Raw genomic sequence first — 17,732 nt, forward strand, 5'->3', positions numbered from 1 at the left:
TCTATGCCCAAATGCGGGTACATATTACTCAGTTGTGTCTTTGATTTGAATACGGTTCGCCATTTGACTGGCTTTTGCGCGAATTTTCGCTTCGAGGGAATCAACAATGTTGTCGTTGTCAAAACGTTCTTTTTGACGTTCACCCTCATCATAGTAACCGCTCTTATTGTGCCCACCGGTTAAGCCGATGTGCGACACTAAGGCTTCACCTGGGCCGTTCACTACGCAGCCGATAATAGACACATCCATGGCAGTAGTCACGTCTTCGAGGCGACGCTCTAACTCATTGACTGTACTGATCACATCAAACTCTTGACGAGAACAAGATGGACAGGCAATGAAATTAATGCCACGGCTACGAATACGCAGCGACTTTAAAATGTCAAAACCGACTTTGATTTCTTCGACCGGATCAGCGGCCAAGGAAATACGTAGGGTATCACCTATGCCTTCGGCCAATAACATACCTAAGCCTACGGCCGATTTCACTGAACCCGCGCGCGCGCCACCAGCTTCGGTAATGCCTAAATGCAAGGGTTGACGAATTTGTTTAGCTAATAAACGGTAGGATTCGACCGCTAAAAATACATCGGAGGCTTTAACGCTGACCTTAAACTGGTCAAAGTTCAATCTGTCCAGAATATCCACATGGCGCATGGCTGATTCGAGTAAGGCTTCAGGTGTGGGTTCTTTGTACTTGTCCATTAGATCTTTTTCTAATGACCCACCATTCACACCAATACGGATGGGAATATTATGGTCACGGGCACATTCCACCACGCTACGAATACGCTCTTCATTGCCTATATTACCCGGATTGATTCGAAGGCAATCGACACCATACTCGGCAACTTTTAAAGCAATGCGATAATCAAAATGAATGTCGGCCACTAAAGGAACATTGACCGCTTGCTTAATGAGCTTAAAGGCTTCAGCCGCATCCATAGTGGGTACAGAGATACGCACTATATCGGCACCGACTTTCTCTAGGGCACGAATTTGAGCAATTGTCGCTTCAACATCTGTGGTCTTAGTATTGGTCATTGACTGAACAGCAATCGGCGCCCCATCACCAATCGGTACATTACCCACATAAATGCGGGTGGAAGGACGTCTTTTTATGGGAGTTTCATTATACATGCTTAATACGCTCTATTTCGGTACGTGCTGCAGATCATTACGCGGTCGTTAGGCTTTAGGCAAGGTTAACCGCGCGACTCGTCCCTTGGGGAAATCCGCTAGGCTAACAATTTGACCATCTAAGCTTAAAGTCGCTACATGGGGCGCACCTAAAATGACTTTAAACGGCGGTACACCGCTCACTTGCACTGTCGCGCCAGCGCCTTTAACACCATCGACTAACGCTTTACCTTTAGCATCAACAATGTTTATCCAGCAATCACCCGTCAACTGAACATCTATAATCGATTGTCCTGCAACAGCAACCAAAGTACTTGCTGCAGTGGCAGTGGTCGTTGATGTTGTGGTGGTGGGTGAAGGCGTTGCACTAACAGGCTGTTGGACTACAGGATCTGTCGTTTGCGGAACAGATGGCGTTGTCGTAGTGGCTGCGATTGCTGAACCGCCATCTTCATTACTCGTATCAACGGTCTGAGGATAATTATTGTCCGTTGGTCCTGTGCTGACATCAATAGTGCTTGCATCAGTATCTTTAATTGGACCATCGATAGACATTGAGCCGTTTGCGGCAATCTCAGTCAAACGAGGACTGGCATCCGTTTCGGTCAATAACACATCACCTGGCAGCGTCTGATTCGCTGCTGCGACCTCTTCAGCCGTGGGTTGCGACACATCAATAGTGCTTAGCAAGGTGGTTTTTTGCATCCACCAGACGACTAACGAACCGAGTAACACTATGACGATAAAAATACTCAGCCAAGTTAAACGTGTATCGCGAGCTTGATATGTGGTTTTGCGTGAAAAACTTTGCATTGCAGGCTCAGTCACAACTGGCACTTGCTGCACAAGACAAGCTTCAATCAAAGCCGCATCGGCACTGACCATACGCGCGTAGTTTTTCACATAGCCACGTACATAAGTCGATGAGGCTATATTTGTAAAATTGTCAGCTTCAATATCTTCAATAATACGAGGACGTAGATGCAGCTTTACAGCGGCATCTTGAATACTAAGGCCCATTTTTTCGCGGGCGGCTTTTAATAAAGTACCAAGCGTGACATCTAGCGCGACTGATTGCGGTGCTACCGACTCAACTGGCGCATTGGTTTCATGATCTTTCATTGATGCAAATTAACTCTGTATTGCTTGGCCTGAGGTGATGCTGGGAATTTGGCAAGCAATAAAATACCAAATCTCTTCACAGCGGCATCATCATTCACTGCCTGCTCTATTTTGATCCCGAGCGCTAAACTTTCTGGAGTTTGCTCAGCCACTTGGTGATAGCGTGCTAATTGGTTTCGCGCCTGAATAAAATCACCTTGATCGACTTCTAACTCTGCCAACTCCAGTAATGACACCGAGCGTCTCGGGTCATACTTTAACGCCATCTGAAAATACTGTCGTGCCTTTTCTGCTTGTCCTGCTTCGCGACTACAAAGACCTAAGTTCTCATAGCTTGAGGCAGTGCGCGTATATTTGGGCATTTCAATTGCGGCCAAAAACATTTTTTCAGCTTTGTTGTATTGCTTTTGTTGGCACAAAAACACCCCGAAATTATTCATGGAATCGCCAGAGGCGTCCTTAGTACTAATGGCATTCATGTACGACTCTTCGGTACGCACTAAATCGCCCACGGTTTGATAGTAATAAGCCAGAGCGGTATGCACATCTTCGAGCTCTGGAGCATATTCTAATGCTTTATCAAGATTGTATTTGGCTTGTTCCGTGCTACCTCGATTTAAATAGGTTAAACCGAGCTGCATCCGCTCTCTTGCGGCGGCGACTTTGTCTAACTTTCGTTCCGAAACAGGAATATCTGTCCCAGTATAAGTACGCTCAGTGACGCATCCTGTCATCAATAATGACAGGCTTAAAATCAACGAAAACCTTGGCAATCCATGCTTCATGGGCAAGCCTATAAATCTGTGCAAACAAAGAGTTAATTCATTGTGACTGAAATCTGGTTTTCTTGCATGCGTTTTTTCGCTAAACGTTTCGTTCTGTCGCGAATATCGCCAGCTAACTGACCGCAAGCGGCATCAATGTCATCACCACGGGTTTTACGTACGATGACAGTAAAACCGTATTCCATAAGAACCTTAGAAAAACGGTCGATACGTGAATTAGATGAGCGGCCATAAGGCGAGCCAGGATACGGATTAAATGGGATCAGATTCACCTTACATGGCGTATCTTTCATTAACTTAGCTAACTCATGGGCTTGGTCTGTGCTGTCGTTGATATGATCTAGCATCACATATTCAACCGTCACGCGGCCGCGGTTAGCATTTGATTTAGCAATATAGCGACGAATACCCGCTAAAAACTCATCCAGCGGATACTTTTTATTGATCGGGACCAGAATGTCACGCAACTCATCATTGGGTGCATGAATACTGACAGCAAGTGCCACATCGATGGCATCGCCCAGTTTGTCTAACGCTGGCACTACGCCTGATGTTGATAAGGTCACGCGGCGCTTTGATAAACTAAAACCAAAATCATCGAGCATGATGTCCATCGCAGGGATCACATTGGCTAAATTGAGTAATGGCTCACCCATGCCCATCATCACGACGTTAGTGATCGGACGCTCGCCCGTGTCTTTTGCAAACCCTAAAAAGTGCGATACGCGCCAGATTTGGCCGACGATTTCAGAAACCGTTAAGTTACGGTTAAAACCTTGCTGACCCGTCGAGCAGAAAGTACATTCCAGCGCACAGCCAACCTGTGAAGATACACACAAGGTCGCACGATCATCCTCAGGAATATAAACCGTTTCCACTTCTTGGCCTTGGCCAACATTAATTGCAAATTTTATCGTACCATCGGTCGATTTTTGGAAACTCGAAATTTCTGGTGCAACGATCTCGCAGCGGGCCGCCAACTTTTGACGTAACACTTTGTTGATGTTGGTCATCTCTTCGAAGTCACTGACACCGAAATGATATAGCCATTTCATGAGCTGATCGGCACGAAAGGGTTTTTCACCCATTTCCGCAAATAATGCGCGCATAGCCTTACGATCAAGGTCTAATAAATTGATCTTCTTTTCACTCATATAGCTAACCTCAACACCAAAAAACGGATCCTGTAACAGGGCGGCGAATTATACAGACGCAAATAAATTTTAGCCAGTAACTCAATTCACCTATGATAGAATCTCCAAGGGCTAATATTGGCCTAAAATACGGAGTTGTAATTCCACCTATATGTTAACCCTCATCATTATAGTGCTTGTCGCTGTTGCTGTTTCTTTTCTGTGCAGTGTGTTCGAAGCTGTTCTGTTATCGGTTACCCCAAGTTATATCGCATCACTCGAACAAACTGACAGTGCCGCAGCCGCGCGCTTGCGTAGATTGAAAGAGAATGTCGAAGCCCCTTTGGTGTCAATCCTTACCCTAAATACTATCGCTCATACCGTCGGTGCCGCCGTTGCAGGTGCGCAAGCGGCTAAAGTATTTGGTGACGATATGTTAGGTGTTTTCTCGGGCGTATTAACCTTTATTATCCTGTTTTTCTCAGAAATCATTCCTAAATCATTGGGTGCAAACCATTGGCGTCGACTCGCACCAAGTGTTTCTGTTGCCGTGCTGTGGATGAAGCGTACCACTAAACCGCTGATCTGGATGTCACAGCAAGTCACTCGCCTAATGGGCAAAGGTGATGAAGGCCACTACATACGCCAAGAGATGAGTGCTATGGCCAAAATCGGCCATGAATCCGGTGAGCTTGATGAGCAAGAGTCAAAAATTTTGACGCAAATGCTGAAGGTGCGAGATATGCCAGTCACGGCGATCATGACGCCGCGCACTGTGATGTTTTCTTTACCCATAGATCTCACCCAAAATGAGTTTGTGCGCCAATACCGCGACAAGCCTTTTACCCGAATTCCAGTTTACGACCAAGATCATGATGATGTGATTGGTTACATTACCCGCACCGATGTATTGCTAGCAGAGCGTTACACGCCAGAAGCACCGATTGGTGAACTTAAACGAAGTTTATTTGTGGTGCCTGAAACCGCAAAAATTCTGCCACTTTTTGAGCGTATGATTAAACGTAACACCCAAATTGCGATGGTGGTCGACGAGTACGGCAGTAGCCAAGGTATCGTAACTCAAGAAGATATCATCGAATCTATGTTAGGATTAGAGATTGTCGATCTAAACGACCCCGCGACCGATATGCAGCAATTGGCACGTAAACTTTGGACTAAGCGCATGAAGCAAAAAGGCATTCGCCTATCCGATGACGGTGATTTTGAAGCCGCATCCGATGATGACGAAGCCAAATCCGGCTGAAGGCTAACCAAGTTTAGTGCTTGTTAATATAAAGGGAGCCTAGCTCCCTTTATTCTTTTAGAATGCAGATAACTCAGAACCCTCTGAAACTCGCATTTTCAGGTTGCTTGGGTATATACTCACCCGCCGTAATAGAGGTAAGTTATGACACAGAGCTACACACTCTCACTCGCGCACATTAATGACACCCATTCGAATTTTGAACCCTGCCGCGTCCAATTTAGCCTTAACATAGGCCAACATAAGCTAGATGTGACCAGCCATAGCGGTGGTTATGCCCGCATCGGCCATCACATCACAAAAGCGCGTCACACCGCTGCACAAACCAATACGCCTTTTATTTTCCTGCATGGTGGTGACAGCTTCCAGGGCACGCTGTATTTCAGCCATTTTAAAGGTAAGGCCAACGCCCACTTACTCAATCTGTTGGCACCTGATGCTATGGTCATTGGCAACCACGATATCGATGAAGGGAACGCCAGACTTGCCGAGTTTGCCAGGCAAATTGATTTCCCATTGCTTGCGGGCAATATGGATTTAAGCCAAGAGGATCTAAACAAACCCGGTTGTCTGAGGGGTTTGCCTAATATCTTGGATTATGATCATGAGCAAAAACACGCGAAATACCTGCTTAAGCCCTTCCACGATAAGACATTAGCCATTGTCGGTATTACCTTAGATCAGATGAAAGAGATCGCTCGTCCCGATCCCGACACCCATTTTGTCGATGCTATCGCCACTACCGCGCGCACGGTTGAGCACCTTAAAAATCAAGGTATTAAGCATATTATCGTGCTCAGCCACTTAGGCTTAGATCAGGATAAACGCCTCGCGGCCGAAGTCGATGGTATTAGCCTTATCGTCGGCGGTCACACGCATACGCTACAGGGGGATTTTCGCGCCTTAGGTTTGAGCAACCTGCCCTACGGTGAAGTCATCAATAACACGCCCATAGTGCATGCGGGTAAGTATGCCGAAGTCGTCGGCTTAGCCGAGATAACGTTTGACGCTGATGGGAAAGTGCTGAATTTAAAGGGCGGCAACTACTTCATGCTAGATCAACACTTTATCTTAAGTGCTAACACGGCCGTCGATAACCAAGATTACCAAGCTGTGCGCCAGCAGCTTAATCAGCATCCAAATATCCTTTGGGATGATGCCGATGCCGATATCGATGGCGTGATCCGAGATATCTACAAACCGGCTATCGCAGAGATGGAAAACAAAGTGTTAGCACTGGTGCCGAAGAACTTAGTCCATACCCGCTTACCCTCTAAAGCCCTGCCCCACGGCAGTGAAATAGCACCTTGGGTGAGTCGCAGCATGTTCCAAGAAGCCAAACTGGTCGACCCAAGAGTGAACTTTGCTCTGCATAATGCTGGCGGTGTGCGCCAATCGGTGGCCCAAGGACAATTGACACTAGCCGATGTGATGGGGCAATTACTCCCCTTCGAATTACCATTAGTTAAGTATGAAATTCAAGGTCAGTTTCTCTATCAAGCGCTCGAATCGGCGATTAACGCGGCAACCAACAACAGTGTCCGTGGCACAGGTGCAGGCAGCTTCCCCTACACTTACGGCCTACGGTATTACTACGATGGGCGACGCCCACTGGGTGAGCGTTTATTCAGACTAGAGATGATGCAGCAAGACAGCCAATCACTATGGTATCCCGTTGAACCTGAGTCACTTTACGTAGGAGTTTCAACATCTTATACCGCTGCGGGTAAAGAAGGTTATTCTCCATTGCTGCAAGCCCGCTGGCAGGAGTCGATGGAGTCACTGACTTTGCCACAGGCCTTTATTCGATTCTTGAATCGCTCACCGAATCTGTCTGATTTATTGTCACAGCATGTGCATTACACCAGCCACAGCCAACGTATCGGTTAGGCGCTATGCTCCTCATGGCGTAAGCATTAATGCTGTGAGGAACAAAGTGAGTGGCTGCTTACAAAGCACTAACCAAACCTGAGCTTAAAATTGCCAATCACATTGCGGTAAACGCGCAGTAAACCAATCCTGCGCCTTGCCTTCAGCATATTTACGCCATGCCATAAACACAGCTTGCGTTGGGCGCGGCATTTCCACATGACAAGCCACTAGGCTTCCCGCCGCCAACGCATCTAAGATCAAGTGCTTTGGAATGTAACCCACACCTAATCCCAATTGCTGCGCCTTAATTTTGGTCTGCATATTCGGCACTCGGATCACTTGGCGACTATCAAATAAACCACTTGATCGCTGTGCTAGGGCGGTCGAACTATCTGCCACCACAATAGAAGGAAATTGTAGCAATGCCTCGGTCGGAATTGGGCCAGCATGTTGCGCCAATGGGTGCGCGGGATTTAAAGCAAATACAAACTCCAACTCCCCAATTTCAACCACATGATATTGGCCTTTGGGCAACTCCCCTGTTACGCCGATGGCGATATCGGCACGGCCAGAATAGAGCGCATCCCAGCCGCCACCTAAGGACTCTTCGCTGATATTCACAGTCACTTGCTTACCCAGCTCAGTAAACTCACCAATCAACTGCAGCAGGGGTAAATCCGGCACCACTGTATCTATCGCTAAGGTCAATGAAGACTCCCAGCCTGTCTCGAGTTGACGCACCGCCTCTTCGAGCCTTGATGTTGCCGCAAGGATTTCTCGGCCTTGGCGCAGCACAAGTTGACCGACTAAGGTCAGCTCCGCACGCTGGCCCTTACGTTCAAATAATTTTGTGCCTAAATCGCTTTCCAGTTTCTGCACTGTGTAGGTCAGTGCCGACGGCACCCGAAACAAAGACTCAGCAGCAGCGGAAAAACTGCCTTTCTTATCAATAGCATCGAGCACGATTAATCCATCGAGACTAATAGATGGCAACATATAAACCTCACATTCAAATTATTTGAAGTAGACATTGAAAATGTTCCGATTTTCTTTGCCAAAGGTCAAGTCTACACTGCTTAGCAATGGAGAAGTTCTTCGGAACTGCAGCCAAACTGACTTAAGACTGAGTGAACAATACCCTTAACTATTCGTTAAATAATTTGAAATGAGGAATATCCCATGAAAGCACTGATCACAAAAACACTGAAATCAGCCCCGAGTTTTGCCCCACTGGCACTGCGCATTCCTATCGGGATCATCTTAATCGCCCATGGTTCACAAAAACTGTTTGGCTGGTTTGGCGGTTACGGCTTAGAAGGCACTGGACAATGGATGGCATCCATTGGTTTGACGCCAGGTTACTTAATGGCATTGATGGCAGGTTCAAGTGAATTCTTCGGCGGCCTGTTCCTGTTGCTCGGTCTGCTGACTCGCCCAACGGCCTTCGTCTTGTCATTCACTATGGTTGTGGCGATTTTCTCGGTACATATAGGCAACGGTCTGTTCCTTGCCAATAACGGTTACGAATTTGGTCTCGCCCTATTAGCAGCCACAGTCTCATTGACAGTATCAGGTGCTGGCAAATTCGCTGTAGATAACGTATTCGCTAACCGCATCAAATAAAGGGAGAAGCAAGATGATCACATTAAGAAAAGCACAGGATCGCGGTCAAGCAGACTTAGGCTGGCTAAAGAGTCAACATACCTTCTCTTTCTCTAGCTACTATGACCCAGAGCACATGGGGATATCATCCCTAAGAGTCATCAACGATGACAGAGTGGCACCCGGCGCAGGTTTTGATACCCATGGTCATAAAGACATGGAGATCATCAGTTACGTGATATCCGGCACTATCGCTCACAAGGATAGCTTCGGCAATATCAAAACCTTACCCGCAGGAGAGTTTCAATTGATGTCCGCAGGTAAAGGCATTTACCACAGCGAGTTTAATGCCTCTAAAACCGAGCCGCTGCACTTTTTACAGATTTGGATCCGCCCAGATACTTTAGGCATAGATGCGGGTTATCAGCAAAAAGCATTTGAGCAAAGCTCACCACTGACAGCCGTGGTGACGCCAAACGGTGAAAATGGCACGCTCAAAGTGCAACAGGATGCGACCCTATATCGTTTAGTGTTGAGTGAAGGCGAAAAAGTAACGATGGACAGAAGCGCCGCTCAAGCAAATCGTCATCTGTATGTTCAATTGATTGAAGGTACGTTGGATATCAATGGCACAACACTCACGGCTGGGGATGGCGCGCATCTGACACAACTCGCAAGTGTCGACTTTACTGCAACAAGCGGCCCAGTTACCGCATTAGTGTTCGACTTGTCGCCTAACGCGTAATACAAATGATTCAATAATTCAGCTTCACTATTTATTCGTTATTCGTTATTCGTTATTCGCAAACTACCAAGCAAACGATTGAGTAAGTGATTAGATGCCAGTTTTATAAGCACTCACCTAGAAGCACTGCCACAAGTCATCTTTGGCAGTGTTTTTTATTGGCGCTTCTATGGCGATGTTATAAAGCAGTGCTGACGGCCTCGTTTAGCTAACCAAATCAGCACCTTGATAAGCTGAGTTAGAGGGCGAGCGTCATGCTGAAGTTAACCAACACTTGAGCTTGGCCCTGTGCTTTATCCGTCGCATTCAAAAAACGCTTATGTTCATTACGACGAATACTGCGAAATCCCTGTTTCTCAAAAAAAGGTCGCGCGAGATAGGATGCTTCAACCGTTAATCGTTTCAGCGCTAAGATTTTAACTTCTTCAAACAACGCAAAATACAAAGAGGTAGCCACCCCAGAACGGGCATATTCTGGATGAACAAACAAGCATTCCACTTCGGCAGCGGCTTCAACATCGCTGTCGGCGCCTATCTTAAGATTGATAAAACCCACCAGCATATTATCGGTTTCGGCAACCCAAATAGTGGTTCCCTGTAAGCGTTCAAGCCAATAGTTCTCACTGCGGATCTCACCTTCGATATAAGCCCAAGCAGAGCGCTCGGCAAACGAGTAAAACTCGCCAGAGCCTTGCATTACACTCGCCTCAAAGATTGCCGCCAACTGCGAGACATCCGATGGCGTAAATAGTCGAATCTTCATTCTCTGCCCTCCATCTTGAATCATTAATTGACTTAGATTAACCGAATTCTAATTTAAGCTAAACAGTGCTTATTTAGTTAAATAGTGTCACTAAACGGCGTTAAGCTAATGTTTTACTGTGGAATACCTTACATCACTTTCTAGCTGAAACCATAGTAAACGCGCGTTAAATATTCTTTCCTATATTCTTTTCCATATAGAAACCGGGGATCACTTGCCCAAGTTTTTGCTGATAACTGCGCTGTATTTGAATAAATCCCATCCGAGTAAACAACCCTTTAGAGAGATAAGATGCGTCCAAGCTCAAGCGCACATAGCCTTGTGCCTTAGCCCAAGCTTCTAAAACAAGATAAGCGCGCTCACCTAATCCCTGACCTTGATAATCTGGATGTATATATAAGCTATCTAAGTAACCTTGGCGGGGGAAATGGGTTTCGACATTGATAAAACCGCAACAAACTGAAGAAGCAGTCGCTTCATCTATGGCTAAAACCACCCACGCCTTCGAGCGGCTTAACCGTAAATCCCAATGTTTAGCCGATCTTGGCGCCGCAGACCAAGCCATAAGCTGCGCCTGCGCATAACGAACATGGGTAATGCTGTGCACGCAAAGATGAAATAACTCACTCACTTCACGTGCATAACATGACTGATAAGGCTGGATCTCGAACTGTTCAAACGCCATCACTTGAGTGATCCCCTGCTGAGTAATAACGGCTAGAAAAATAGCCGCTATTTTGCCGCCTTTGTCCCCATCGAGATAGTCACAAACTCAGATTTAGCGGCATTGAACGCTAAAAACAAAAACGGCCTCGAAAGTATCGAAGCCGTTGAATTACAGAGGCGCTCAGGTTAGCGCACTCGATACTGCTGACTATTTCTTATCGATTTGGCCAACAAATAACAGTTTATCAAAGGTGCGGTTCAAGGTTTTGCTGGTGAATTCGTTCATCCACATTTGCTCAACCACAGCCACTTTATCGCCTTTGCTCACTTCAGTTTGAGGACCCGCGGCCCAAAAAGTGGTATCAGCTTCTTTAATCTGTACGTAGGTGTAACCACCACCGTTCATCGTATCAACAACAGTACCTTCGTGGGTGACACCCTGAGCCCAGGCACTTGACATGCCTAACGCTAAAGTCGCTACTGCCGCTAATTTTACCCATTTTGCCATCATGCCTGCGTTCCTTTTGTTTTGCTAATATGCTGCATTAAAGCATGCTAAAAACAATAAATCGCTAATCTCTATCACGAAATACAACACTTATCGCAAAAGCAGTATTTTTCTTAAAAGAAGGGAACTCATTTCAACAGCGGTTTTAGCATGCCTTCTAAGCCATTAAGTTTGATTTCGTACATTAGCGCTAATTGCTCACCAAGTTTCCCCTGAGGAAAACCTTGCTTATGGAACCACACCAAATAAGGTTCGGGTAGTTCGAGCAACTTACGTCCAGCGTACTTACCAAAGGGCATTTTTTGATTAACAGCATCAATAAGGAGTTGCTGATCCATAGGTTGTTATCTCATACAGAACGTCACGATAATCCTACGGATGCTACAACATAAGCGAACGAATGTCGCCGTTAACTACGTAAAAGTAACTATATACCCAAGGGCTAAAATACGCGCTAGCTAACACCTAAAAGGCATTCTCACATGAATATTAAGCGATAATTTTTAACAAATTAGGCCCTAAATTAGCGCAGGGAGCATACTGAAAACCATATTCACTACATAAGCGCTCATGCTCACCATGGGCGGTCATACTGACACAAGTTCCCGCACTCGCATGGTCATCAACAAAGGCCATCACCCGCTCAAGTATTATCTTTGCTAGCCCATAGGATTGGTATTCGGGTAAGACAATAAAATCTTCAATCATCAAATGCCCGGGCTTGTTGCCATAAACACACGCCGTTGCCAATAGATTAGACTTAGCGGCCCCAGCGCCGGCATGCTCCAATTCAGTCTTGTCACTTAATCGAATAGAGACCCAGAACAATGCCTGTACATCCGCAAGTTCAACGCCAATAGAAGGGAGGCCAACTGTGGCCCGCAGATTAAGTAGTTCATGAAATAACGGTGCAGTTTCAACGAGTTCAAACTTAATAGGCATAATAGTTTTGATATCCATTTGGCATCCCTTCTCCATGGTTGAAATTTCAAGCGATTTAGACGTCAGTCTATAGAGATGATAAAGCCAGCATTTGGCAGTTTGATGACAAGTGCCTCACCAAACAAGACCACTTTCGACTGAGAAGCTGATAATTTACTCAGATCATTAAATAACATTTAGAAATATAAAATTAACATTTGTACCAAGGAAGAAATAAAAAACTACACCCTAAATTCTATGCACAGTTACCGATCACCACAAACAAACCTTTTAGCAGACGGATAACAGATAAAACAATGTAAAACCAATAAGATAAAAAAACATTTTTATAAATTCCTCGTCTTATCTTTTTTGTCAAATTAACGGCATATGACCAAATACTGACAAAAAAACGCCTACGACAATTTAATTAAAAAACGTCAAAAAATCAGCCAATTGACCGAGATTAACATTAGGTTTACATTCGATTTCGGACATCAATGCGGATAGCTCCAAACACATCAACTCGCTGCACAAGGGTCATCAAAAGAATTAAGGAATGCGTCATGATAGTCTTAATCGGTGGAGAAAAAGGCGGCAGCGGTAAAAGTTGCTTGGCCCAAAATATAGCTGTATTTCTAACCACAGAATGTAGCGCCTCAGTCATTATGGTGGACTGCGATCCCCAGCGCACCACCTCTGACTGGATCCATGCAAGAAACAACAATCCGCAACTTGCCAGCATCAATTGCGTGCAACTTTACGGTAAGATCCGTAATGACTTACTCAGTCTTGAGCAACACTATGATGTCGTTCTCGTCGACTGCGGTGGTCAAGATAACCTAGCGCTACGAGCAACCATGTCAGTCGCCGCTTACATTTTAATGCCCTTAAGACCTAAGCGCCGCGATTTAAAAACCGTGTGTCACATGGACGATATCGTCGCGACGTGTAAGATGATTAATCCCAAGTTACAGGCTTCTTTTGTGATCACCCAATGTCCAAGTCTCCCCAATCAAGCTAACCGAATTTTAGAGGCCAAAGAAGTCTGTAAAAGCTATGATATCCATGTCCTTGACGCGATAACATATTGCCGCAATGTTTATGATGACAGTGAAGAATCAGGATTATCGGTAATTGAAATCGAGCCCACAGGAAAAGCAGCCGAAGAAATTCGCACTATCGCCTGCGAACTATTCCAAGTCGATTGTGCTGCCAGCTTAGCCAATCTCCTACATCCCGCGATACACGCTCAGGGGGTGAGTCAAATGCATCATCATTTGACCCATCAAACTCAATCCACTCACACGACTACTCAACGAAGGGGGCAAAATGGGACTCAGCGATCTCAAGAAAAACGCTATGTCATCTAGCTGCTTACAGCACTCGCTTTCGTTAGATGAGTTTATTGAAGCGGCAAACTTGTACGCAATGGGACAAAGTCTGAATAAGATAAAAAGCAATCTAGATCATAAAGCAGATGCAACTGTCACAAAAACCACAGACACAACTGACATGGCGCGGAGCCATTCCAATGTGTTGAGCTTGCACAAACAAAGCATAGAAATAGACGTATTATTCCCGGCAAAAGTAGAAACTAAAACACACTATCGCAAAGCAACATTTTCCCTCAGTGAAGCGGCTATAACCCATCTTGCTACACTGGCAGAAGAAAGCAGTATATCCAAATCAAAGCTGCTCCGACTCTTGATTGAACAACACTTCGATCTACCTATTGCTTTGAGGCAATTACGAGAACAACAACGCCAAAACCGTTAACGATTCACACTACTCCCACCCTTTTCCGGTAACTTAGCTAAGATCGAGTTACCGGCTTTTTGCTCAAAAAGTAAAAAAACACAATAAAAACCATCATAAAATCGCGGCATAAGTTCTGATCCCACCTATCCTTAAATGTACATAATACTGAATTAATGATATTAACTCAGAGTCAATACGTAACATTAAGGTGTTATTTTTGTTAAATCAGATCAAATTTATTTTTCTTTGTTTAACCGCAGCGATAATAATGCCTTGTTACGCAGAATTTTCATTGGCACAAATCCCGCCGCTAACAAACAAAACCCCCATCACTTTGGTCGCTGAAAAAGGATTTTGGACCGACTATTTAACCCAAGAAATGTTACCTAAATTCACCGCTAAAACCGGCGTAAAAGTGCAGGTGGTCAGTACTGAATTAGAGGATATGTTTAACTTACAGACCCAGAATTTACTTCAAGGTTCAGGCAAATACGATTTACTCACAATGGAAGCGGGCTGGGCTAAAGAATGGGCTGCCAATGGTTATACAGTGCCCTTAATTGAACTCGCTAAACTGTACGATCCCGATGGCGAAAAGGCCATGGAGAAATACCTAGAACCCTATTACCCATCGCTACTTAACATCTTGTCCTATCAAGGTGAAATCCATGCTATTCCCTATAACAATTATGTTATGGGAAATCATTATCGAGCAGATCTCTTTGATAATAAAACTGAAAAAGCTCAGTTTCTGCGTCAGTTTGGCTATCCACTCGCACCAGCAAAAACCTTAACAGAGTTACGAGATCAAGCTCAGTTCTTCACTCGTAAAGCAGGCACTATATTGGCGGATAAAATACTGACTCATGACTTTTACGGTCTAGCGCTAATGTCGGGTGATAAGCCCCATATTAACGATGAATTCTCTAGCATGATTTGGAGCTTAGGGGGCACTTGGATGCAGCCCGTCTATAACAGCCAGAAACAGATCTCCCATTTTGAAGTGCCTACCATCAACCATGAAGCCATTGAAGCGGCCAAGCAATATCGCGAATTAATGCCCTATGCCGTTCCCGCTAACGAGCAGTTTGCTTTCAATGAAGCAGCTAATGCTATTGCGACAGGTCAAGCGGCAATGTGGCCTTTTGCCTACAATAATCTGTGGTATAAATCCTTTAAAGTTGAACAGAACATTCTCGGCGCGCGTCTAGCCGTAAGCCAAGTGCCTGGCGGTTATTCCTACAATGGCGCTTATGCCTTTGCCGTTAGCTACGACAGCAAAAACCCTCAAGCTGCCTATTGGCTGCTCAAATATATGGGCACCTATGAGGCACAACATGCCTATGCTATGGGGGGGGGGAATCCCTGTCGTATGGATGTAGTAACAGCCCCAGAATTTAAAGATGAATCTTTAAGAGGCATAGCAGGCGCATTTGAGGCAAGCCACATAGCCAATATGTTTTGGTCTACTAAGGTCTTATCCTTTGGGCATTTCACCAGTACTGCCATGGGACAAATTTACCCTGAACTCAGCCACGCCTGTTTTAGCGCAAGCCGCAGACCCGCTAACAGTGAAGATATTTTCATTAAATTAAGTGCAGAGATAAAACACCTCCAAAATACCTATGGAGAGGTACCTGCTATTGACAAAGAAAATAATGCCAAGCACTAAACCACTGAAAAGTTTGAAACAAAAAATAACCTCAGCCTTCTATATCATAGTGGGCATGGCGCTATTAAATGGTGTTGTCGCCATATTACTGTCACAGCAACTCAAATCAGAAATTGAACACTTAGTCGGGGTAGATGTGGTAAAAGTCACCACTGCGCTGCAACTGGCAAAAAACAGTGAAAAACTACAAATCATTACTGCACGCTTGAATAATTATTATGATGAAAAACAAAGAACTAGCCTGTTAGGCGAACTTTCCACACAATGGGAATTACTCATCAATGACTCACGACTACTGGCCTCAATAGAAACTTCTACTGTCAATAAGCAAGAATTAAATTACGCCTTAGATACTCAACTGTATTACTTACAACAACTGCCATTACTCAACACGTTAACCGATACTGCCTTACAAGCCAATTCACAGGCAGCCAATATTCAAGCCAACTTAACGTCAATGGCGTCGGGATTTAGCGATGAAATGCAAACCCAATTTCAGCGTATCAATACGGACTCTGAACGTCAGCTTAAGCTGAAAAACGTTGACCAGATTGCTTTAAATATCAATACCAATTATAAGCTATCTTTATTTAGTCATCTAGGAGAACACTTATTTACCCAGTTAACTCAAGTGAATATCATCGACAATCTGGTTGAACTAAACCAAACCCAAAGAGATGCTATGCGGCTGCTGTTAAGCATGGAGGCTATGCTTGATAGTATCGGTGGCGATAAAGACTTATATTTTAATTTGTTATCACAAATAAAACAGACCATGGTCGGTGAAGACAACCTCTTTGAACTTTCTCGCAAAGCAATTAGAAGCACTCATATCGCCAATGCGCATTTAGAATACCAAGCTGATGCCGCACAAATCGTTGCGACCTATACGCAGGATCTCGTTAACCAAGTTGAAAATGAAATTCAGCAAACAGGCCGCGAACTTAAAAACGATAGCACCGCATTTATCGTATTGATTTTCTGCAGTGGCATCTTATATTGCTTCTTCATCTGGCTCACCAGTTGGCACTTTATCACTAAGGGAATAATCAAGCCTGTCATGGCGACTCGAGATGCAATGAATGCCATTGCCAATGAAAAACTCGACGCCAGAATGCCTGTCACTGATAACCTAGAGCTCCAGCAAATGGTCAGCTCCTTAGAGACATTAAAAAGCTACGCAGCTCAGGTTAAAGGCATGGCCGAAACCGACGGATTAACTGGCTGCTATAATCGCCGCTATTTAGATTTACAACTACAAAAAGAATTAGAGTATGCTAGGGACCACAACATGCCCCTAGGTATAATTCTGTTTGATATTGATAATTTTAAACAATTTAACGACAGGTATGGTCATGTCGCAGGCGATCAATGTCTTAAGAAAATCGTTAATGCCACCAAATCGATCTTGAAACAACCCACTTACATGCTTGCCCGCTATGGCGGAGAGGAATTCATGATAGTACTGCCATCGAGCAATCTCGAGGAGGCATATCATTTTGCTGAAGTATTACGCAATAAAATCATCAACTTAAGAATGCCACATGAAGACTCCCCCCATGACGGCATACTGACCATCAGCGCTGGTATTACTTGCTGGGAGCGATCACAACCTATGGATACGAATAGCTTAATTAATCAAGCTGATGAGGCTCTCTATCACGCCAAACTAACAGGTCGCAATCGTACAGAGACACGACTAAACCAACCAGTTCGCTATTCCTAACCATAAAATGCGGCGACTGTTCAGTTTCTTTTTTCACCAGAGGATTGAGTTA

The 17,732-nt window shown here is 44.9% G+C and carries 18 protein-coding genes; 8 read left to right on the plus strand and 10 right to left on the minus strand.

Annotation, left to right across the window (positions count from 1 at the left end):
• Window positions 1-24: 24 nt before the first annotated feature.
• From ispG to GWI56_RS08375, 4 genes are read right to left on the minus strand one after another with little or no spacing between them, the layout of a single operon-like run.
• Window positions 25-1,140 carry a flavodoxin-dependent (E)-4-hydroxy-3-methylbut-2-enyl-diphosphate synthase gene (gene ispG, locus GWI56_RS08360; protein ID WP_105251894.1) on the minus strand — a complete coding sequence of 372 codons (1,116 nt, stop codon included), beginning with the start codon at window positions 1,138-1,140 and terminating at the stop codon, window positions 25-27.
• A gap of 48 nt (window positions 1,141-1,188) precedes the next feature.
• Window positions 1,189-2,262 (minus strand): RodZ domain-containing protein, encoded by a 1,074-nt coding sequence (locus tag GWI56_RS08365; RefSeq protein ID WP_198572652.1) that lies wholly within the window; start codon window positions 2,260-2,262, stop codon window positions 1,189-1,191.
• Window positions 2,259-3,047 (minus strand): type IV pilus biogenesis/stability protein PilW, encoded by a 789-nt coding sequence (gene pilW / locus GWI56_RS08370; RefSeq protein WP_028761255.1) that lies wholly within the window; start codon window positions 3,045-3,047, stop codon window positions 2,259-2,261. Before pilW ends, GWI56_RS08365 begins: the two co-directional genes overlap by 4 nt.
• A 32-nt stretch (window positions 3,048-3,079) precedes the next feature.
• Complete coding sequence (locus GWI56_RS08375; RefSeq protein ID WP_028761256.1) at window positions 3,080-4,201, minus strand: bifunctional tRNA (adenosine(37)-C2)-methyltransferase TrmG/ribosomal RNA large subunit methyltransferase RlmN; 1,122 nt, start codon at window positions 4,199-4,201, stop codon at window positions 3,080-3,082.
• Between the two features lie 151 nt (window positions 4,202-4,352).
• Here GWI56_RS08375 and GWI56_RS08380 point away from each other — a divergent pair, with 151 nt between their 5' ends.
• Window positions 4,353-5,444 (plus strand): hemolysin family protein, encoded by a 1,092-nt coding sequence (locus tag GWI56_RS08380; protein ID WP_028761257.1) that lies wholly within the window; start codon window positions 4,353-4,355, stop codon window positions 5,442-5,444.
• Window positions 5,445-5,588: 144 nt separating this feature from the next.
• Window positions 5,589-7,334: a bifunctional metallophosphatase/5'-nucleotidase gene (locus GWI56_RS08385; RefSeq protein ID WP_198572653.1), complete on the plus strand. Its 1,746-nt coding sequence runs from the start codon at window positions 5,589-5,591 to the stop codon at window positions 7,332-7,334.
• Window positions 7,335-7,418: 84 nt separating this feature from the next.
• On the opposite strand, the gene GWI56_RS08390 is transcribed toward GWI56_RS08385, so the two are convergent.
• Entirely contained in the window at window positions 7,419-8,312 is an 894-nt protein-coding gene (locus tag GWI56_RS08390; RefSeq protein WP_168824535.1) for a LysR substrate-binding domain-containing protein, read from the minus strand.
• Between the two features lie 183 nt (window positions 8,313-8,495).
• Here GWI56_RS08390 and GWI56_RS08395 point away from each other — a divergent pair, with 183 nt between their 5' ends.
• Both GWI56_RS08395 and GWI56_RS08400 read left to right on the plus strand, forming a co-directional pair.
• Window positions 8,496-8,939, plus strand: a complete 444-nt coding sequence (locus GWI56_RS08395) for a DoxX family protein (RefSeq protein WP_198572654.1) — start codon at window positions 8,496-8,498, stop codon at window positions 8,937-8,939.
• Window positions 8,940-8,952: 13 nt separating this feature from the next.
• Window positions 8,953-9,663, plus strand: a complete 711-nt coding sequence (locus tag GWI56_RS08400; RefSeq protein ID WP_028761261.1) for a pirin family protein — start codon at window positions 8,953-8,955, stop codon at window positions 9,661-9,663.
• A gap of 238 nt (window positions 9,664-9,901) precedes the next feature.
• Here GWI56_RS08400 and GWI56_RS08405 read toward each other — a convergent pair whose 3' ends face one another.
• The 5 genes from GWI56_RS08405 to GWI56_RS08425 form a co-directional block, all read right to left on the minus strand.
• A complete protein-coding gene (locus GWI56_RS08405) occupies window positions 9,902-10,426 on the minus strand; it encodes a GNAT family N-acetyltransferase (protein WP_198572655.1) in 525 nt (174 codons plus the stop codon).
• A gap of 166 nt (window positions 10,427-10,592) precedes the next feature.
• Window positions 10,593-11,114 carry a GNAT family N-acetyltransferase gene (locus GWI56_RS08410; protein WP_198572656.1) on the minus strand — a complete coding sequence of 174 codons (522 nt, stop codon included), beginning with the start codon at window positions 11,112-11,114 and terminating at the stop codon, window positions 10,593-10,595.
• Window positions 11,115-11,300: 186 nt separating this feature from the next.
• Window positions 11,301-11,603 (minus strand): hypothetical protein, encoded by a 303-nt coding sequence (locus GWI56_RS08415; protein WP_006082493.1) that lies wholly within the window; start codon window positions 11,601-11,603, stop codon window positions 11,301-11,303.
• A 125-nt stretch (window positions 11,604-11,728) separates the two neighbouring features.
• The gene (locus GWI56_RS08420) at window positions 11,729-11,938 is read right to left on the minus strand and encodes a DUF3820 family protein (RefSeq protein WP_006082494.1); all 210 of its coding nucleotides are present in this window, start codon (window positions 11,936-11,938) and stop codon (window positions 11,729-11,731) included.
• Window positions 11,939-12,089: 151 nt separating this feature from the next.
• Complete coding sequence (locus GWI56_RS08425; protein ID WP_105251887.1) at window positions 12,090-12,560, minus strand: GNAT family N-acetyltransferase; 471 nt, start codon at window positions 12,558-12,560, stop codon at window positions 12,090-12,092.
• A gap of 527 nt (window positions 12,561-13,087) precedes the next feature.
• Here GWI56_RS08425 and GWI56_RS08430 point away from each other — a divergent pair.
• The 4 genes from GWI56_RS08430 (at window position 13,088) to GWI56_RS08445 (ending at window position 17,680) form a co-directional block, all read left to right on the plus strand.
• Complete coding sequence (locus GWI56_RS08430; RefSeq protein ID WP_198572657.1) at window positions 13,088-13,894, plus strand: AAA family ATPase; 807 nt, start codon at window positions 13,088-13,090, stop codon at window positions 13,892-13,894.
• Window positions 13,854-14,300 (plus strand): CopG family transcriptional regulator, encoded by a 447-nt coding sequence (locus GWI56_RS08435; RefSeq protein ID WP_198572658.1) that lies wholly within the window; start codon window positions 13,854-13,856, stop codon window positions 14,298-14,300. Before GWI56_RS08430 ends, GWI56_RS08435 begins: the two co-directional genes overlap by 41 nt.
• Window positions 14,301-14,550: 250 nt before the next feature.
• Window positions 14,551-15,954: an extracellular solute-binding protein gene (locus GWI56_RS08440; protein ID WP_198572680.1), complete on the plus strand. Its 1,404-nt coding sequence runs from the start codon at window positions 14,551-14,553 to the stop codon at window positions 15,952-15,954.
• Window positions 15,941-17,680, plus strand: a complete 1,740-nt coding sequence (locus tag GWI56_RS08445; protein ID WP_198572681.1) for a GGDEF domain-containing protein — start codon at window positions 15,941-15,943, stop codon at window positions 17,678-17,680. The genes GWI56_RS08440 and GWI56_RS08445 overlap by 14 nt, the downstream gene beginning before the upstream one ends.
• Window positions 17,681-17,732: the final 52 nt, after the last annotated feature.

The sequence above is a fragment of the Shewanella sp. DW31 genome (assembly GCF_015767295.1).
Taxonomy (GTDB): Bacteria; Pseudomonadota; Gammaproteobacteria; order Enterobacterales; family Shewanellaceae; genus Shewanella; species Shewanella oncorhynchi.

Bases quoted from the DNA above. Each gene is read 5' to 3' on its own strand.
- GWI56_RS08415 (WP_006082493.1), bottom strand. From the start codon at position 11,603: ATGATGGCAAAATGGGTAAAATTAGCGGCAGTAGCGACTTTAGCGTTA.
- GWI56_RS08380 (WP_028761257.1), top strand. From the start codon at position 4,353: ATGTTAACCCTCATCATTATAGTGCTTGTCGCTGTTGCTGTTTCTTTT.
- GWI56_RS08375 (WP_028761256.1), bottom strand. From the start codon at position 4,201: ATGAGTGAAAAGAAGATCAATTTATTAGACCTTGATCGTAAGGCTATG.
- GWI56_RS08400 (WP_028761261.1), top strand. From the start codon at position 8,953: ATGATCACATTAAGAAAAGCACAGGATCGCGGTCAAGCAGACTTAGGC.
- GWI56_RS08395 (WP_198572654.1), top strand. From the start codon at position 8,496: ATGAAAGCACTGATCACAAAAACACTGAAATCAGCCCCGAGTTTTGCC.
- ispG (WP_105251894.1), bottom strand. From the start codon at position 1,140: ATGTATAATGAAACTCCCATAAAAAGACGTCCTTCCACCCGCATTTAT.
- GWI56_RS08420 (WP_006082494.1), bottom strand. From the start codon at position 11,938: ATGGATCAGCAACTCCTTATTGATGCTGTTAATCAAAAAATGCCCTTT.
- GWI56_RS08365 (WP_198572652.1), bottom strand. From the start codon at position 2,262: ATGAAAGATCATGAAACCAATGCGCCAGTTGAGTCGGTAGCACCGCAA.
- GWI56_RS08440 (WP_198572680.1), top strand. From the start codon at position 14,551: ATGCCTTGTTACGCAGAATTTTCATTGGCACAAATCCCGCCGCTAACA.
- GWI56_RS08435 (WP_198572658.1), top strand. From the start codon at position 13,854: ATGGGACTCAGCGATCTCAAGAAAAACGCTATGTCATCTAGCTGCTTA.
- GWI56_RS08430 (WP_198572657.1), top strand. From the start codon at position 13,088: ATGATAGTCTTAATCGGTGGAGAAAAAGGCGGCAGCGGTAAAAGTTGC.
- GWI56_RS08425 (WP_105251887.1), bottom strand. From the start codon at position 12,560: ATGGATATCAAAACTATTATGCCTATTAAGTTTGAACTCGTTGAAACT.
- GWI56_RS08385 (WP_198572653.1), top strand. From the start codon at position 5,589: ATGACACAGAGCTACACACTCTCACTCGCGCACATTAATGACACCCAT.
- GWI56_RS08405 (WP_198572655.1), bottom strand. From the start codon at position 10,426: ATGAAGATTCGACTATTTACGCCATCGGATGTCTCGCAGTTGGCGGCA.
- pilW (WP_028761255.1), bottom strand. From the start codon at position 3,047: ATGAAGCATGGATTGCCAAGGTTTTCGTTGATTTTAAGCCTGTCATTA.
- GWI56_RS08445 (WP_198572681.1), top strand. From the start codon at position 15,941: ATGCCAAGCACTAAACCACTGAAAAGTTTGAAACAAAAAATAACCTCA.
- GWI56_RS08390 (WP_168824535.1), bottom strand. From the start codon at position 8,312: ATGTTGCCATCTATTAGTCTCGATGGATTAATCGTGCTCGATGCTATT.